This window comes from Cupriavidus sp. U2, from assembly GCF_009663685.2.
GTDB classification, from domain to species: Bacteria; Pseudomonadota; Gammaproteobacteria; order Burkholderiales; family Burkholderiaceae; genus Cupriavidus; species Cupriavidus necator_C.
Genome location: NZ_RCOG02000015.1, coordinates 1 through 14,546, shown reverse-complemented (window position 1 = coordinate 14,546; position 14,546 = coordinate 1). Strand labels below are relative to the sequence as shown.

15 protein-coding genes and 2 rRNA genes are annotated in these 14,546 nt (G+C 66.1%); 11 read left to right on the top strand and 6 right to left on the bottom strand.

The annotated features are described in order from the left end of the window. Positions 1-10: 10 nt before the first annotated feature. From D9X30_RS13930 to D9X30_RS13915, 4 genes are all read left to right on the top strand, one after another. Entirely contained in the window at positions 11-490 is a 480-nt protein-coding gene (locus D9X30_RS13930) for a GlcG/HbpS family heme-binding protein (protein WP_153949838.1), read from the top strand. A gap of 16 nt (positions 491-506) precedes the next feature. After that, positions 507-1,511, top strand: a complete 1,005-nt coding sequence (locus D9X30_RS13925) for a 2Fe-2S iron-sulfur cluster-binding protein (protein WP_153949839.1) — start codon at positions 507-509, stop codon at positions 1,509-1,511. A 171-nt stretch (positions 1,512-1,682) separates the two neighbouring features. Continuing rightward, positions 1,683-2,408 carry a GntR family transcriptional regulator gene (locus D9X30_RS13920; protein WP_153949840.1) on the top strand — a complete coding sequence of 242 codons (726 nt, stop codon included), beginning with the start codon at positions 1,683-1,685 and terminating at the stop codon, positions 2,406-2,408. 171 nt (positions 2,409-2,579) lie between these two features. Beyond that, positions 2,580-2,747 (top strand): hypothetical protein, encoded by a 168-nt coding sequence (locus D9X30_RS13915; protein ID WP_194946594.1) that lies wholly within the window; start codon positions 2,580-2,582, stop codon positions 2,745-2,747. A gap of 69 nt (positions 2,748-2,816) precedes the next feature. Here the strand turns inward: D9X30_RS13915 and D9X30_RS13910 are convergent, their stop codons facing one another. Beyond that, complete coding sequence (locus D9X30_RS13910; protein ID WP_153949841.1) at positions 2,817-3,662, bottom strand: phytanoyl-CoA dioxygenase family protein; 846 nt, start codon at positions 3,660-3,662, stop codon at positions 2,817-2,819. Positions 3,663-3,912: 250 nt separating this feature from the next. Here D9X30_RS13910 and D9X30_RS13905 point away from each other — a divergent pair, with 250 nt between their 5' ends. The 5 genes from D9X30_RS13905 (at position 3,913) to D9X30_RS13885 (ending at position 10,112) form a co-directional block, all read left to right on the top strand. Then, complete coding sequence (locus D9X30_RS13905; RefSeq protein WP_249640959.1) at positions 3,913-4,824, top strand: AAA family ATPase; 912 nt, start codon at positions 3,913-3,915, stop codon at positions 4,822-4,824. A 32-nt stretch (positions 4,825-4,856) separates the two neighbouring features. Then, positions 4,857-5,891 carry a DUF58 domain-containing protein gene (locus tag D9X30_RS13900; protein WP_153949843.1) on the top strand — a complete coding sequence of 345 codons (1,035 nt, stop codon included), beginning with the start codon at positions 4,857-4,859 and terminating at the stop codon, positions 5,889-5,891. Then, positions 5,888-7,906: a transglutaminase TgpA family protein gene (locus D9X30_RS13895; protein ID WP_153949844.1), complete on the top strand. Its 2,019-nt coding sequence runs from the start codon at positions 5,888-5,890 to the stop codon at positions 7,904-7,906. The genes D9X30_RS13900 and D9X30_RS13895 overlap by 4 nt, the downstream gene beginning before the upstream one ends. Positions 7,907-8,040: 134 nt before the next feature. Continuing rightward, positions 8,041-8,538 carry a MarR family winged helix-turn-helix transcriptional regulator gene (locus D9X30_RS13890; RefSeq protein WP_153949845.1) on the top strand — a complete coding sequence of 166 codons (498 nt, stop codon included), beginning with the start codon at positions 8,041-8,043 and terminating at the stop codon, positions 8,536-8,538. A gap of 2 nt (positions 8,539-8,540) precedes the next feature. After that, complete coding sequence (locus tag D9X30_RS13885) at positions 8,541-10,112, top strand: MFS transporter (protein WP_153949860.1); 1,572 nt, start codon at positions 8,541-8,543, stop codon at positions 10,110-10,112. A 161-nt stretch (positions 10,113-10,273) separates the two neighbouring features. Here the strand turns inward: D9X30_RS13885 and D9X30_RS13880 are convergent, their stop codons facing one another. Together D9X30_RS13880 and D9X30_RS13875 are read right to left on the bottom strand one after the other, a co-directional pair. Continuing rightward, positions 10,274-10,597 (bottom strand): hypothetical protein, encoded by a 324-nt coding sequence (locus D9X30_RS13880; RefSeq protein ID WP_153949846.1) that lies wholly within the window; start codon positions 10,595-10,597, stop codon positions 10,274-10,276. Between the two features lie 243 nt (positions 10,598-10,840). Then, positions 10,841-12,298: a DegQ family serine endoprotease gene (locus D9X30_RS13875; RefSeq protein WP_153949847.1), complete on the bottom strand. Its 1,458-nt coding sequence runs from the start codon at positions 12,296-12,298 to the stop codon at positions 10,841-10,843. A 226-nt stretch (positions 12,299-12,524) separates the two neighbouring features. On the opposite strand from D9X30_RS13875, the gene D9X30_RS13870 reads away from it, so the two are divergent. Together D9X30_RS13870 and D9X30_RS13865 are read left to right on the top strand one after the other, a co-directional pair. Continuing rightward, complete coding sequence (locus D9X30_RS13870; RefSeq protein ID WP_153949848.1) at positions 12,525-12,998, top strand: MarR family winged helix-turn-helix transcriptional regulator; 474 nt, start codon at positions 12,525-12,527, stop codon at positions 12,996-12,998. 63 nt (positions 12,999-13,061) lie between these two features. After that, on the top strand, positions 13,062-13,484 hold the full coding sequence (locus D9X30_RS13865) for an organic hydroperoxide resistance protein (protein WP_029051733.1): 423 nt from the start codon (positions 13,062-13,064) through the stop codon (positions 13,482-13,484). A gap of 47 nt (positions 13,485-13,531) precedes the next feature. Here D9X30_RS13865 and D9X30_RS13860 read toward each other — a convergent pair whose 3' ends face one another. The 3 genes from D9X30_RS13860 to D9X30_RS13850 all read right to left on the bottom strand — a co-directional run. Then, positions 13,532-13,858, bottom strand: coding sequence for a GIY-YIG nuclease family protein (locus D9X30_RS13860; RefSeq protein ID WP_502799636.1), 327 nt, complete (start codon positions 13,856-13,858; stop codon positions 13,532-13,534). A gap of 205 nt (positions 13,859-14,063) precedes the next feature. After that, positions 14,064-14,177 (bottom strand): 5S ribosomal RNA (gene rrf, locus D9X30_RS13855). Between the two features lie 122 nt (positions 14,178-14,299). Continuing rightward, a 23S ribosomal RNA gene (locus tag D9X30_RS13850) occupies positions 14,300-14,546 on the bottom strand; the annotation flags it as partial.

The window sequence follows — 14,546 nt, the reverse complement described above, 5'->3', positions numbered from 1 at the left end:
GGAAACAGCCATGAAGAAAGCCATCAAGCTGGAACTGAGAGAAGCGCGCCACATGGTGGCCGCCGCCGTGCGCAAGGCCGAGGAAATCGGCGTGCTGGAATCGGTCTGCATCGTCGACGACGGCGGCTACCCGCTGCTGCTCGAACGCATGGACGGCGCGCGCATCACGGGGCCGCAGATTGCGTGGAACAAGGCGTTCACCGCGGCCGGCCACAAGCGGTCCACGCACCTGTTCAACACCGCGCCGAACGGCCCGGCGCTGCCCGGCAACGAGGCATTCGGCATCCAGTGGAGCTTCGAGGGCAAGTTCGCCGTGTTCGTGGGCGGCTACCCGATCGTGGTCAATGGCGAAGTGATCGGCGGCGTTGGCCTGTCGGGCGGCAACGGCGAACAGGACACCGCATGTGGCGTCGCCGCGCTGGAAGCCCTGCGCGACCTGCTGGCGGCCGAAGACCTGACCGTGCTGGCGCAGGCCGATATCAAGAAGTAAGCAAGGGGGAATCGTCATGTCCCATCGGGTGGAGATTGCGGAAACGCAACAGGTGTTCATGGTGGCGCCCGGTGAATCGGTGCTCGACGCCGCCCTGCGCTGCGGCGTGGAACTGGCGCACGAATGCACGTTTGGCGGCTGCGGCACGTGCCGCATGCGCGTGGTGCAGGGATCGGTCTCGTACGAGGATTTCCCGATGGGGCTGACCGAGGAAGAGCACGCCGACGGGTTTGCGCTGGCATGCCAGGCGCGGCCCGACGGCGACCTGGTCATCAGCACCGCACGCGCGGCCGGCCCGCAGGTGCCGGCCCGGCGCGCCACGGCCACCGTGCTGTCGGTGGCGCCGCTCGGCCCCGACGTCATGCATCTGCGCCTGGCGCTGCCCGGCGACGAGCCCTTCGTCTACGAGCCCGGCCAATACCTGAAGGTGCTGATGGACGATGGCACGCATCGTAGTTTCTCCATGGCATCGGCACCGGCTGGCAATACCGTGGACTTCCACGTCCGGCAGATCGCCGGCGGCCGCTTCACGTCCACGCAGCTGCCGCAGTTGCGCGCGGGCGACCGGCTCGAAGTGGAATTGCCGCATGGCAATTTCAGCTTGCGCAAGGAAGACTACCGGCCGCTGCTGATGGTGGCCACGGGCACCGGTCTGGCGCCCATCAAGAGCATGCTCGAATCGCTGATGGACGATCCCGACTGCCCGCCGGTGTGGCTCTACTGGGGCATGCGCTCGGCGGCGGACCTGTACTTGCACGACGAGATCGCCACCTGGGGCGAACGGCTCTATGACTTCCAGTACGTCCCGGTGCTGTCGCGCGCCGACGACAGCTGGCAAGGCCGCCGGGGCTATGTCCACGAGGCCGTGGCCGCCGACCTGGGCGACCTGTCCGAGCACGCCATCTATCTGTGCGGATCGCCGAACATGATCCACGACGCCAAGCAGACGTTCATGGTGCTGGGGGCGCAGGCGCCGTTCATCTATTCGGACGGCTTCACGTTCCAGCACGCGGGAGGCTGAGGCGCCAGGCAGGCTGAAAGGGCCGAGGGAGGCCGGACGCCGCACCGGCGGAATGCCGGTAGATGTCTACCCTATGTCTTCAATGAGGAGGTGACGGTATACAATAGCGGCATTCACGCCGCGGCCCTTCGACCGCGGCCCATCACCGATATCCGACGGCCGATCCCGATCATGAACGACGCCACCGCTGCCCTGAAGCCGGGTCCGGACACCCCGGCCGCAAGCCTGGGCGCCCAGCATTCCCCCCTGTTCGCGCTGGTCACGGACACCCTGCGGCAACGCATCCTGGGTGGCCAGTACGAACAGGGCGAACGTCTGGTGGAAAACACGCTGTCCCTGGAACTGGGCGTATCGCGCATCCCGGTGCGCGAAGCGTTGCGCGCGCTGGCGGCCGAAGGGCTGGTGCGCATCGAGCCGCGGCGCGGTGCATCGGTGGCGCGCCTGTCGCCCAATATCGCGCGTGAAATGGTGGAAGTGCGAGCCACGCTGGAAGGGCTGAACGCGAAGCTGGCAGCCCAGCGCCGCGACCCGGCACTGATCGCGGAACTCGAAAAGGTCCTTGAGGAAGGCAACGATGCCGTCAACAGCGGCCAGACCGAGCGATTCGTCGAACTGAACTCGCGTTTCCACGAGGTACTGGGCAATATCGCGGCGAACAGCGTGCTGCAGGACATGATGCGGTCGCTGCGCGAACGCACCGCGCTGCTGTTCGCCCCGGCAAACCTGAGCCGCGCCCGCTTGAACTGGGACGAGCACGCGCAGATCCTGCAGGCCGTGATTGCCGGCGACGCCGACCTTGCATCGCTGCTGGCCACGCGGCACGTCTACAGCGCGGCCAAGGCCGTGGAATCGATCAACGGCGCCGAAGCGGCAGCCAACGCACACCCGCCTGCCTGATAGCGATACGCACCGGCAGCCGTTCCCGCAGCGCGCTGCGGGAACACATCTTGCCCCGCTTTCTACGCACCACTTCGACTCAGGCAATCCCTTGTTGCGCACCACGAAATGGCGCAGCGCACCATCCGAGTGTATACTGTAGGCGTTTCTTGACCGCAATAGGGATTGACCATGAACTACCCGGATGCTTCGTACCTCGACCGTCCGGTGGGCGAGCAGCTTCTGAGCCACTTCGCACGCCGTGACGCCGTCCGCCATGCCTCGCCGCTGCTGCCGTTGCGCCTGGCCGACCTGCTGGCACTGTTTCGCGGCAACGCCTCGCGTCACAAGGCCGTGTGAACCCGGCGCGTGACCAAACAAGAAGCCGCCCAATCCGGGCGGCTTTTTTTTGCTTGGCGGCCAGCGGTGTCAAAGCGCGGCCGGGGGCATCTCCACGCTGCCGAACTCTGCCGAGCGCGAGCCGGTGACCGGGCGATTGCTGGCGCCGAAATAGGCGAACGCCACCGACAGCTTCACGGCCTCGGAATCGTTGCGGCCTGCCGCATGGAACAGCCGGCTGTCAAACATCAGCACGTCGCCGCGATGCAAGGCCAGCGGCATCGCCCCCTTCAGCAGCATCTGGCTGGCCGGATGCGCCTCGACCAGAAATTCGGCCGGGTCCAGCTGGGCCGGATCAAGCTTTGCGCGATGCGAACCCGGAATCACGCGCAGCACGCCGTTGCGCTCGTCTTCGTCACCGAGCGCCAGCCACACGGTGACCAGATCGGGCTTCATGAACGACCAGTAGCGCGTGTCCCGGTGCCAGCCGGTCTGGCTGCCATAGTGCGGGTGCTTGGTCATCACGCAGTTGTGGTGGGCCAGCGTCAGGCGGGCGGGTTCGCCCAGCAGCGCCTCGACGGTGGCCACCAGTTGCGGATGGCTGGCCCAGCGGCGGAAGACCTCGTCGCGGCCATACGCCTGGCGCAGGCGCCGCACCGTGTGGCCGCCGGCTGCCTGGCGCGTGGCTGGTGCTCCGGGGTAGCCCAGGTCGGCCTCGAACTCCACCGGCGGCACGGCCGCCGCCAGATGCTCGCGGGTCACGGCCTCCAACGCCGCGCACGTGGCCTCGCTGGCAAAGTTGCGCAGCACGATATAGCCGCCCGCATGGAATTCGCGGGCCAGGCTGGCCAGCGCCGCCTGGTCGGCCAGCGGCGCTGAAGAGTCGAAATCGAGTGAGGCAGGCGCGCCAGACACGCGCGGTGGCGAAGCAGTCATTGCAGCGGCTAGGACGATTCTGAAAAGTGGCAGGGTGCCAACAGTTCGATGATGCCAGAACGCGCGAGATCCGGCGCGGCGCGGCGCCCGATTCCGGTGCATTCCCGGACTGTCTGTCGCGTACAACCGTGCGGAAACCCACTGTCCGATGCGACCTCCACGCCGCTACAATGGCCTGACCTTGCCGGACCCTGCCGCACCCGGCGCGCATCGCAACGTCATCGCCAACCCGCCATCGAGGCCGCCTAACGTGACAGCCAGACCCAGGATTACCGCCTCGCTGGCCGAGGCCCAGGACCAGCTTGGCCGCATCGTGCTGGGCAAGCCGCGCCAGGTGCGGCTGGCGCTGGCATGCATGCTGGCCGGCGGCCACCTGCTGCTCGAAGACGTGCCGGGCGTGGGCAAGACCACGCTCGCGCATGCGCTGGCGCAAACCCTGGGCCTGCAGTATCAGCGCGTGCAGTTCACCAGCGACCTGCTGCCGGCCGATCTGGTGGGCGTCTCCGTCTATATGCGCGACACCGGAAATTTCCGGTTCCATCGTGGCCCGGTGTTTGCGCAGCTGGTGCTGGCCGACGAGATCAACCGCGCCCCGCCGAAGACGCAGAGTGCATTGCTCGAAGCCATGGCCGAACGCCAGGTGACGCACGACGGCGTCACGCACGCGCTGCCGGCGCCGTTCTTCGTGATCGCCACACAAAATCCGCTGGAGCAGATCGGCACGCATGCGCTGCCCGAATCGCAGCTGGACCGCTTCACCATGCGCATCTCGCTGGGCTACCCGGACCCCGCCTTCGAGCGCGTGCTCTATCTGGGCGGCACCGCCGCGCAGGAGGCCTCGGCCGTCATGGATGCCGACCAGGTGCTGGCACTGCAGGCCGCGGCCAGCAGCGTGTACGCCAGCCCGGCGCTGGTGGATTACGTGCTTGCGCTGGTGCAGGCCACACGTGCGGACGCCGGCTTCGTGGCCGGGCTGTCGCCGCGCGCTGGCCTGGCGCTGCTGGCCTGCGCGCGCGCCTGGGCATTGCTCGACCAGCGCGACATGGTGGTACCCGAGGACGTGCAGGCGGTGTTCGCCGCCGTGGCCGCGCATCGGCTGTTGCCGGCGGGGCAGGCGGCCACCGCGCTGGATCGCCTGATGGCTGGCGTGGCGATTCCCTGAAGCGCGACGTTTTCCGCGTCACGCACCCCACCATGCCACGTGCCCCATCGGCGTCCGTGAAGGCGCCCCAGGCATCCGCACCCCACCGCTCCGCGCAGGCAGGTGTGGCGACGCCGCGCCCCCGCCGTCCGCGCAAGCCCGTCAATGGCGTGGTCACGCTGGACCGGCGCCATCTCTATATCCTGCCCACCCGCAGCGGGCTGGGCTTTGCCATGCTGCTGCTGGCCATGCTGGTCACATCGCTGAACTACAACATCAGTCTGGGCTTCGCCCTGACATTCCTGCTGGTTGGCATCGGCATGTCGTGCATGTGGATGGCCTATCGCAACCTGCTCGATCTGGAAATCTCGGCGGGGCCCGTGTCGGCGCCGTTTGCGGGCGACGTGGCGGTGTTCGCGCTCAACGTCGCCAACCACGACAGCGGCGCGCGCATCGGCATCGAAGCCGTTGCGTCGTCCGGTGGTGCGCCCGAGGCTGCGCCGGCACTGACGCTGGATGGACTGGGCCAGGGCGTGCTGGCGGTGCGCATGGCTGCGCCGCGGCGCGGCCGGCTGGCGTTGCCGCGCGTCACGGTGTCGAGCCGTTTTCCGTTCGGGCTGTTCCGCGTCTGGAGCTACGCCGATTTCCCGGTCACCACGTGCGTCTATCCCGCGCCCGAGCGACACGCGCCGCCGCTGCCGGTCGTGGCTCACCCCGACCAGGACGGCGACGACGGCGACATCGGCGCGGTGTCCGAAGACGGCATCGACCAGCTGCGCAGGTATCGTCCGGGCGACCCGCTGCATCGCATCGCCTGGAAGCACAGCGCACGCACCGGCCGCTGGCTGAGCCGCGCGGGCCACGTGCCGCGCCTGCCGGGATGCTGGATCGACTGGAATGCCTTGCCGACGACGATGGACGCCGAGGCCAGGCTGTCGCGGCTGTGTGCATGGTTGCTGGCCGCCGGTGATCAGTTCGACATCGGCCTGCGGCTGCCGGGCGTGGAAATTCCGCCGGGTCACGGCGCGACCCATCGCCGCGCCTGCCTGGAGGCGCTGGCCGTCTGGCCGGAGCGGCGTGCGCCATGAAGGCATCGCTTCCCCCCCGCGCGCTCGGCCATCAGGAACACGGCATGCTGATCGGCCAGCTGGCGCTGGTGCTGGCGCCGCAGCCCCGTTCGCTGCCCGTGTCCGTCAGCGTGCTGCTGGTATTGCTGCTGGCATGGCGCTGGCTGCTGTGGCGCCAGCGGGCCCCGCTGCCGTCGAAGCTGATCGTCGGCACAACGGCGATGCTGGTGCTGCTGATTGCCGGGGCGCTGGTCTGGCGCGGCGGGGGCGGCCTCGGGCGCGAACTGTGCGTGGCCTTGCTGGCCGCGTTCGTGATCCTCAAGCTGCTGGAAACGCGGGCGCTGGCCGATGCCACGCTGGTCACCCAGCTGTCGTTCTATCTGCTGCTGACGCTGTACCTGGAAGACCAGCCGTTCTGGCTGGCGCTCTACAGCATGGCCATCGGCGCGTGGATCCTGCGCAACTGGCTGCTGTTCCATCATCCCGAAGCGCGTGGGCGCCTGGCCATCTGGCCGCTGCTGGGCCGCATGGCGCTGTTCGGTCTGCCCTGGGCGCTGTTCCTGTTCGTGCTGTTTCCGCGGCTCGATCATCCGCTCTGGCGCCTGCCGCAATCCGAGCCAGTCGGGCGCACGGGCATGAGCGACACGATGCGCCCCGGTAGCATCGGCCAACTGATCCGCTCGCCCGAGGTGGCCTTCCGCGCCGATATCGACGGCGATGCGCTGCCCGTCAGTGCCTTGTACTGGCGCGCCCGGGTGCTGTGGAACTACGACGGCGCGGCGTGGCGGCCCGACGATGAACCGCCGACGCGACAGGCTGCGGGCTTGCGCAACGAGGGGGATGGCGCTGACCACGTCGCAGCCGGGCCGGGCGGTGCGAGTCCGCGCGAGTACAACGTGACGCTGGAGGCCACGCAGAAGACCTGGCTCTATCTGCTGGACCGTGGCGTGGCGGTGTCGGACAGCCTGGCCGCCTGGCACTCGGCGGACGGTGAGTTCTTTGCCCGCAGCCCGGTGGACCGGCCCCTGCGCTATCGCGCGCGGTCATGGCTGCAGGGGGTGCCGCAGCCGCTGACCCGCCGCGCGCTGCAAATGTCGCTGGCGCTGCCCGAAGGCAACCCCCGCAGCCGCGCGCTGGCCGCCGGCTGGATGGCGCGCTACGCCGACCCATGGCAGCGCGTGCAGGCCGCCATGCGGCTGTTCGCCGAGGCGCCATTCGCGTACACGCTGTCGCCGCCGCCGCTGGGCAAGGCGCAGGTCGACAGCTTCCTGTTCGATACACGGCGCGGCTTCTGCGAACACTACGCCAGCAGCTTCGTCTTCCTGATGCGCGCCGCCGGCGTGCCCGCGCGCGTGGTGATCGGCTACCAGGGCGGCGAGTACAACCCGCTGGGCAATCACTATGTCATCCGCCAGTCGGATGCCCATGCCTGGGCCGAGGTCTGGCTGGCCGGACGCGGCTGGGTGCGGGTGGACCCCACCAGCGCCGTGGCACCGAGCCGCGTGGAAAGTGGCGTCGATGCGGCGCTGGCAAGCGAGGACCTCGGGGCGCTGCGCGACCTCCGCGCGCCGGGCTGGCTGCGCGAGCTGCGCTGGGGCCTCGACGGGCTGACCTACAAATGGCAACGCTGGGTGCTCGAATACGATCGCGGCCAGCAATACCGCCTGCTGGAACAGGCCGGTCTGGGCGACCGGCTGCCACAGTTGCTGGCCATCGGCATCGGCCTATTGAGCCTGGCCGCGCTGGCACCGATGTGGCTGCGCCGCCGTCGTGTGGACCCTGTCCAGGCGCTGTACGACCGGTACTGCGCCGTGCTGGCGCGCCAGGGCATTGCGCGCGGCATGGCGGAAGGGCCCCACGCCTTCGCGACACGGGCCGAAACCGCACTGCCACACGCTGCATCCTCAGTGCGAGCGTTCACTGACATTTATGTGGCCTGGCGCTACGGCGTGCCCGATGCGACGACGCAGGCCAACATCGTCGCCCGACTGCGCAAGGCGTTGCGCGAACTGGGACGAAGCCTGGGACGCGGCTGAGTGGCCCGGATACCGCAGATCCTTTAAACGCCGGATCGTCCGGCTGGCCGTCCACACCGTCCAGCCGGAGAACCTTGCGGGGTCACAGATCCACGCATATAGTTTCATACGTAACTATTACAGATGAAACTGATATGTCGTTTGAACGCCGCATCGACCGGTTCTGCGCCGAGCACCCCGACGCCCCGCGCGACCTCATCATGGCCTCGCGATTGCTGCTGCGTTCCGCAAGGTTGCTTCGGCTTCACATCGAGCGCGCCCTGGCGCCCTTCGAACTCGACCTGAGCCAATACCTGGTGATCAGCATGCTGGCGATCGACGCGGGCGAGCCGACCATGCCATCGGAACTGGGCATGTCCATCGACGCCACGCGCACGCAGATGACGCGGTTGATCGATGGCCTGCAGGCGCGGGGCCTGGTACAACGCAAGACGTCGGAGCACGACCGGCGCAGCCTGGAACTGACGCTGACGCCGGCCGCCCACGCGCTGCTGGATCGCGCCGCGCCCGCCGTGCATGCCGCCTATGGCCAGGCGTGGGCGCCACTGGGCCAGGACGGCCTGGCCACGGCCACGCGCGACCTGGGCACGCTGCACGAGCATCTGGCCGCGCTGGCAGCAGGCAAGCCGTGACGATGCAGGCAAGCGCGTGGCACCGTTTGCGCGCCGGCATGCGCTGGCTGCGGCTGCTCAGTCATCGGCAGCGGCAGACGTTGCTCATGATGCTGCTGGGCCTGACCACGGGTGTCGAGTTCCTCGAAAACATCATGTTCGTGTTTGCGTCGAGCCATATCGTCGGCGGCATCGACGCGGACCCGCGCAGCTTCGCGCTGGTGCAGGCCGCATACGCGGTCGGCAGCATGATGATGATTCTCAAGCAGCAATGGCTGGCGCAGCGTTTTGGGTACCGCTACTACCTGACCGGATCGCTGCTGCTGTTCATGTCCGGCACGGTCGTGGCGGCCACCAGCACAGGCTTGCCGCAAATGGTCGTTGCCCGCTTCATGCAGGGCGTGGGCGGCGGCGCGCTGTTCACAAGCTGCCGCATCCTGGTGAACCTGATGTTCGCGCCCGCCGACCGGCCACGCGCGTCACGCTTCTTTATGCTCGGGATTTTTTGCGCATCGGCCATGGCGCCGGCGTTTGCTGCCGAACTGGTGGAGCACGGCGTGTGGCAGGACGTGTTCTACGGCGTGCTGCCGTTCGCGGCGCTGGCCGCCGTGGGCACTTGGCTGCTGCTGCCCGATGCCGAACCCCGCGCCGATCAGGAAGGTCCGGCGCTGGGTCCGCTGCTGCTGTTCGGCGTGGCGGTCGTCGCGTTGCAGGCGTCGATGACCGAAGCGCGCTTCGACATCTTTTCGCATCCGCTGCGCGTGGGCGTGGCCGCGGCGGTCGCGCTGGCCCTGCTCGGTGTGTTCCTCTGGCAGCAGTGGCATCACCACACACCGGTGCTGCATCTGCGCGCGCTGCGGCAACCCGTGTATATGACGGGACTGGCCATGTATTTCGTCTATTACATGATCAGCAACCTGAGCAGCTATGTGTTTCCGATCTATGCCGAGCAGGCCCTGCGCTTTCCGCTGGCCACCACCGGATGGCTCAACACACTGGCTGCGTTGATCAGCCTGGCGGGCATCTGGGTCTACCTGCGCGTGGCGCGCCGGCTCGCGCACAAGAAGCCGGTGATGGTGACAGGCCTGCTGCTGATGGCGGCCGCGATGGCGTTCTTCTCGTTCATGCCACCGGACATCGCCCCGGCGGCCCTGGTGCCCGGACTCATCGCCAAGGGGCTGTTCGGCGTGATGGTCATCATCCCGATTGCCGGGCTGACCTTCCGCACGCTGAGCGGCGATGACTTTGCGCACGGCTATCGCAGCAAGAACCTGGTGCGGCAGATTGCCAGTTCGTTTGCGTCATCGCTGGGCGCGGTGCTGCTGCAGAACCGCCAGTTCGCGGTGCATACGAGCCTGGTACATGCCATCGGCCAGCGTCCGGCCGAAACCGACGGCTGGATGCACACGGCACAGTCCCTGCTGGCGGCGCGCGGGTTCGATGCCGGGCAGGCGCATGCCGGCGCCCTGGCGCAAATGGCTGCGATCGTCGACCAACAGGCGCGGCTGATTGCCTGCGAAGATCTCTATCGGTTGATTGCCGCGATCGCGCTGGTGGCTGCGGTCTTCATGCTTGTGCAACGCCGGCTGGACTAGCCTGGCAGATGCAATGAGATGCAATGCGGAGGAGGTACTACCGGGACGCTGGCGACAGCGCGGCAATGGCGGCGGTCATGCCATCGCGGAGAGCATGCATGCCTGTGTCAGGCACGCGGTTCAGTCTCGGACTGTTCGGCGGAAGCTGTGAAACGCCAGCTTCAGAACAACGACAGCTGGCGCATGCCGAAGCCAACCGTTTCTTCCACACGGGCGCGTGCATGCGCGAGCGAGCCCTCGGCGCCGGAATAGTTGCCGGCCGCCCAATGGTAGACCACGGGCAGATCGCCGCGATCGGACAAGCGGACTTCGCCGAGCTTGTCGCCACGTTCGTTACGGTAGTAGTGGGAGCGGTAGCCGCGCTCCCAGTGGGGCGGGACTTCCTTCTTGCGCCGACGTGCCGTCGCCTTTCTGGCAACTGGCGCCAGGCGCCTCGCCAGATCGGTGCCGGGCGAGATGGGGGCGCGGTTGAAATCCAACTGCATAGACTTCCTTCTTCTGTCGATTCAGCAAGAACCTGAAGTGGTGACGTGAGTCACCACACGCTTCATGCATCGCAGTCGAGATCATACCTGTTCAAACATCTCTTTGGGGTGTTTTGTCGCCCAGAATTCCGCTTCTGGCAAGGGTTTGCGGGCGTATACGCGTATACGTATACGCCCGCCGGACACCTGTCGTATACCTGCCGTATACGTGTTTTGCGAAGCGTAAACCGCTTGCGCCAGAGGTCAGCCGAGGTCGAGCGGAATGAAGATCCGCGCGTCGTCGCGCTGCACCAGCAGGGCCACCTGCTTGCCCGATTTCGACACCAGCGAACGCAGTTGCTCGGCCGAGGAAATCGGCGTGCCGTTGAGCGACAGGATGACGTCGCCGGGCTGGATGCCGACACGCGCGGCCGGCCCCGCCACGTCTTCGACCACGAGGCCGCCATCGATACCGCTGTCGCGCCTTTCGGCCGGCGTCAACGGCCGCACGGCCAGGCCCAGACGGCCACCCACTTCACCACCGCCCTTGCCCTGGGCCACGGCGCTGTCCTTCACGGCGCCAATCTTCACGCTCAGCGTCAGCGGCTCGCCCTTGCGAATCACCTTGAGATCGGTCTTGGTGCCGGGCTGCAGGTCTGCCACGTGCTCGGGCAGATCGCCGGAGTGGTCGATCACGTCATTGCCAAGCTGCACGATCACGTCGCCGGGCTTCAGGCCGGCCTGCGCGGCCGGGCTGTCCGGCTCGACCGAGTTCACCAATGCGCCGGCCGGCTTGGGCAACTTGAACGACTGCGCCAGCGCCTGGTTGACTTCCTGCACCGAGATGCCAAGGCGGCCGCGCGTGACCTTGCCGTGGGCAACAAGCTGCTGCTCGACCTTCCTGGCCACGTCGATCGGAATCGCGAACGACAGGCCCTGATAGCCGCCGGTCTGGCTGTAGATCTGCGAATTGATGCCGATGACCTCGCCACGCTGGTTGAACAGCGGGCCGCCCGAGTTGCCCGGATTCACGGCCACATCGGTCTGGATGAACGGCACGTAGGTATCATCCGGCAGCGAACGAGACTTGGCGCTGACGATGCCCGCCGTCACCGTGTTCTCGAAGCCATAGGGCGAGCCGATGGCCAGCACGGGTTCGCCGACACGAATCTTCGACGGATCGCCGAGTCGTACCGTCGGCAGGTCCTTGGCATCGATACGGATCACGGCGATATCGGTCTGCGGATCGCTGCCCAGCACCTTGGCCTTGAACTCGCGGCGGTCGGTCAGCTTGACGGTGACCTCCGTGGCGTTGTCGACCACGTGGGCATTGGTCAGGATCAAGCCATCGGGACTGACGATAAAGCCCGAGCCCAGGCCTTTCACAAGCTGCGGCTGCTGGCTCTGCGGCCCCTGGAACTGCGGACCGAAGCGCTTGAAGAACTGGAACAGCGGATCGTCCGGGTCCATGCCCGACGGCACTTGCGCCGAGGTGCGCTGCGCGCGGGCCGTCACGCTGATATTGACCACAGCGGGACCGAACTGGTCGACGATGCCCGAGAAGTCAGTCGGGGTGGCCACGGCGGCGGCGGCGGCAACGGCTGGGGTCGGCGCTGCATAGCCGGGGGTGATCGCGTCTTTCTGGAGATAGGCGTATCCGCCGGCCAGGGCAGCAAGCGCGGCAACACCGACTGCGGAACGGGCAAGAGTCTGGCGAATCATGGTGCTTTCCTTTCTGGATGAGGGACAGCGCCGGGTGGGCGCGACAGGGCCATCCTATGCACCCACACTTAAACCAGACTTAAGGCTTGTCACCGGGGCGACTGTACAAAGGTCGTACGGCATCCGCCTTTGATCCGCTTTGATCTGTCACGGCCCGCCCCTATCCTTCATAGGGCCGATAGAAAATTTATCTTGCACACAATTTAATTGTGTATAAGATATAGCCATGACGACGCAAACGACGACCCCTTCCAAGACAGGTGACTGGCTGCAACTGGACCAGCAGCTCTGTTTTGCCCTGTATTCGACGTCATTGGCCATGACCAAGCTCTACAAGCCGATTCTTGGTGAGCTTGGACTCACTTATCCGCAGTATCTAGTGATGCTGGTGCTGTGGGAGCATGACGAGGTCAGCGTTTCGGAACTGGGCAGTCGGCTGACGCTCGATTCGGGCACGTTGACGCCGCTGCTGAAGCGGCTCGAGTCGGCGGGATTTGTGCGTCGCGGACGCGACGCCGAAGACGAGCGTCGAGTGCTGGTCAGTTTGACGGATGCCGGGCGTGGCCTGCGAAGTGCCGCAGCCGACATCCCGGAACGGTTGTTATGCGCGATGCAGTGTTCCGTGGAAGAGATCCAGGCCCTGACATCGCGACTGCATGGCTTACGGTCGACGTTGGAACACGCGCGATCGGAAGATTGACAGCCGACTCGGTCGGCATCTTGAAACTGCTGCCCGCCCCCGGGCAAATCTAGGAGAGTGCAAATGAAACTGGAAAAAGTCCTGTACACCGCCCACGCATCCGCAACCGGTGGCCGCGACGGCCGCGCGACGACGTCGGATGGCCAACTGGACGTCAAGCTTGCAGTGCCCAAGGAAATGGGCGGCGCTGGCAACGGCCTGAATCCGGAGCAACTGTTCGCGGCGGGTTACTCGGCCTGCTTCCTCGGTGCGATTCGCTTTGTCGCCGGCCAGCAGAAGATTACGGTGTCGCCTGATGCCAAGATCGAAGGCGCCGTCGGCATCGGCCAGATTCCGCAGGGCTTTGGTATTCAGGTGGAACTGAAGATCTCGCTGCCGGGCATGGAAAAGGAAGCCGCCCAGAAGCTGGTGGAAGCCGCCCATCAGGTGTGCCCGTACTCCAACGCCACGCGCGGCAATATCGACGTGAACCTGATCGTGGTCTGACAAGGCCCGATCGGCAAAGTAACACGCCGGCCATTGGCCGGCGTTTTTTATGGCGAATCGACGGTAGCGGGGGAATCCGGCTCCGGCCCCGTTACAGCGGCGGCCGTTTGCTGCAGCGTGCCACACATCGCACGTTTTTGGGCCGGGGTCATCCGCTTGGTGCGGATTTCCGCCTTGAGGGCTTCGGACTTATTCGGAAACGCCATCCAGCCGAGCAGCCGCAGCGGCTTGCGAGCACGTGTGTATTTGGCGCCGATACCGGCAATATGCTGGGCATATCGACGGCTAACGTCAGTCGTCACGCCGGTATAAATCGTATTGCCCTCGCATTCGAGCAGATAAAGAAACCAGACCGTATCAGTGCTGACCTCGATATCCGTGTCGGTATCGGCAGCAGCGTCGGTGTCGTCGGAGGAGAGTTTTTCGGCGGTCATGTCAGCGCCGATCATACGCGGGCACCGAGGCGTTTGCACCGATGCCAAGAGCGACGAGATTCGCGTTGTCGTATTCGGTCGCACGTTTCGCCCGCCCAAAAGCAAAACCCCCAAGCTTTGGGGCTTGGGGGTTCTGGGTATAAGAGCCTGGCGATGACCTACTTTCACACGGGTAGTCCGCACTATCATCGGCGCAAAGTCGTTTCACGGTCCTGTTCGGGATGGGAAGGGGTGGTTCCAACTCGCTATGGTCACCAGGCATGAGGGGTTGCCGCGCTGAGATGCATCAGCGCAGCGAATCTGGGGTGTAGTAAGGGGGTTGTGTTGTATGCCTGTGGCACACGCGGACTCGGGTCCCACCAGGTCAAACACACTGGTTATAGGATCAAGCCTTACGGGCAATTAGTACTGGTTAGCTTAAYGCATTACTGCGCTTCCACACCCAGCCTATCAACGTCCTGGTCTCGAACGACCCTTCAAGGAGGTCAAGCCTCCAGGGAATCCTCATCTTCAGGCGAGTTTCCCGCTTAGATGCTTTCAGCGGTTATCTCTTCCGTACATAGCTACCCTGCGATGCCTCTGGCGAGACAACAGGTACACCAGCGGTACGTCCACTCCGGTCCTCTCG

Bases quoted from the DNA above. Each gene is read 5' to 3' on its own strand.
- D9X30_RS13930 (WP_153949838.1), top strand. From the start codon at position 11: ATGAAGAAAGCCATCAAGCTGGAACTGAGAGAAGCGCGCCACATGGTG.
- D9X30_RS13925 (WP_153949839.1), top strand. From the start codon at position 507: ATGTCCCATCGGGTGGAGATTGCGGAAACGCAACAGGTGTTCATGGTG.
- D9X30_RS13920 (WP_153949840.1), top strand. From the start codon at position 1,683: ATGAACGACGCCACCGCTGCCCTGAAGCCGGGTCCGGACACCCCGGCC.
- D9X30_RS13915 (WP_194946594.1), top strand. From the start codon at position 2,580: ATGAACTACCCGGATGCTTCGTACCTCGACCGTCCGGTGGGCGAGCAG.
- D9X30_RS13910 (WP_153949841.1), bottom strand. From the start codon at position 3,662: ATGACTGCTTCGCCACCGCGCGTGTCTGGCGCGCCTGCCTCACTCGAT.
- D9X30_RS13900 (WP_153949843.1), top strand. From the start codon at position 4,857: ATGCCACGTGCCCCATCGGCGTCCGTGAAGGCGCCCCAGGCATCCGCA.
- D9X30_RS13895 (WP_153949844.1), top strand. From the start codon at position 5,888: ATGAAGGCATCGCTTCCCCCCCGCGCGCTCGGCCATCAGGAACACGGC.
- D9X30_RS13890 (WP_153949845.1), top strand. From the start codon at position 8,041: ATGTCGTTTGAACGCCGCATCGACCGGTTCTGCGCCGAGCACCCCGAC.
- D9X30_RS13885 (WP_153949860.1), top strand. From the start codon at position 8,541: ATGCAGGCAAGCGCGTGGCACCGTTTGCGCGCCGGCATGCGCTGGCTG.
- D9X30_RS13880 (WP_153949846.1), bottom strand. From the start codon at position 10,597: ATGCAGTTGGATTTCAACCGCGCCCCCATCTCGCCCGGCACCGATCTG.
- D9X30_RS13875 (WP_153949847.1), bottom strand. From the start codon at position 12,298: ATGATTCGCCAGACTCTTGCCCGTTCCGCAGTCGGTGTTGCCGCGCTT.
- D9X30_RS13870 (WP_153949848.1), top strand. From the start codon at position 12,525: ATGACGACGCAAACGACGACCCCTTCCAAGACAGGTGACTGGCTGCAA.
- D9X30_RS13865 (WP_029051733.1), top strand. From the start codon at position 13,062: ATGAAACTGGAAAAAGTCCTGTACACCGCCCACGCATCCGCAACCGGT.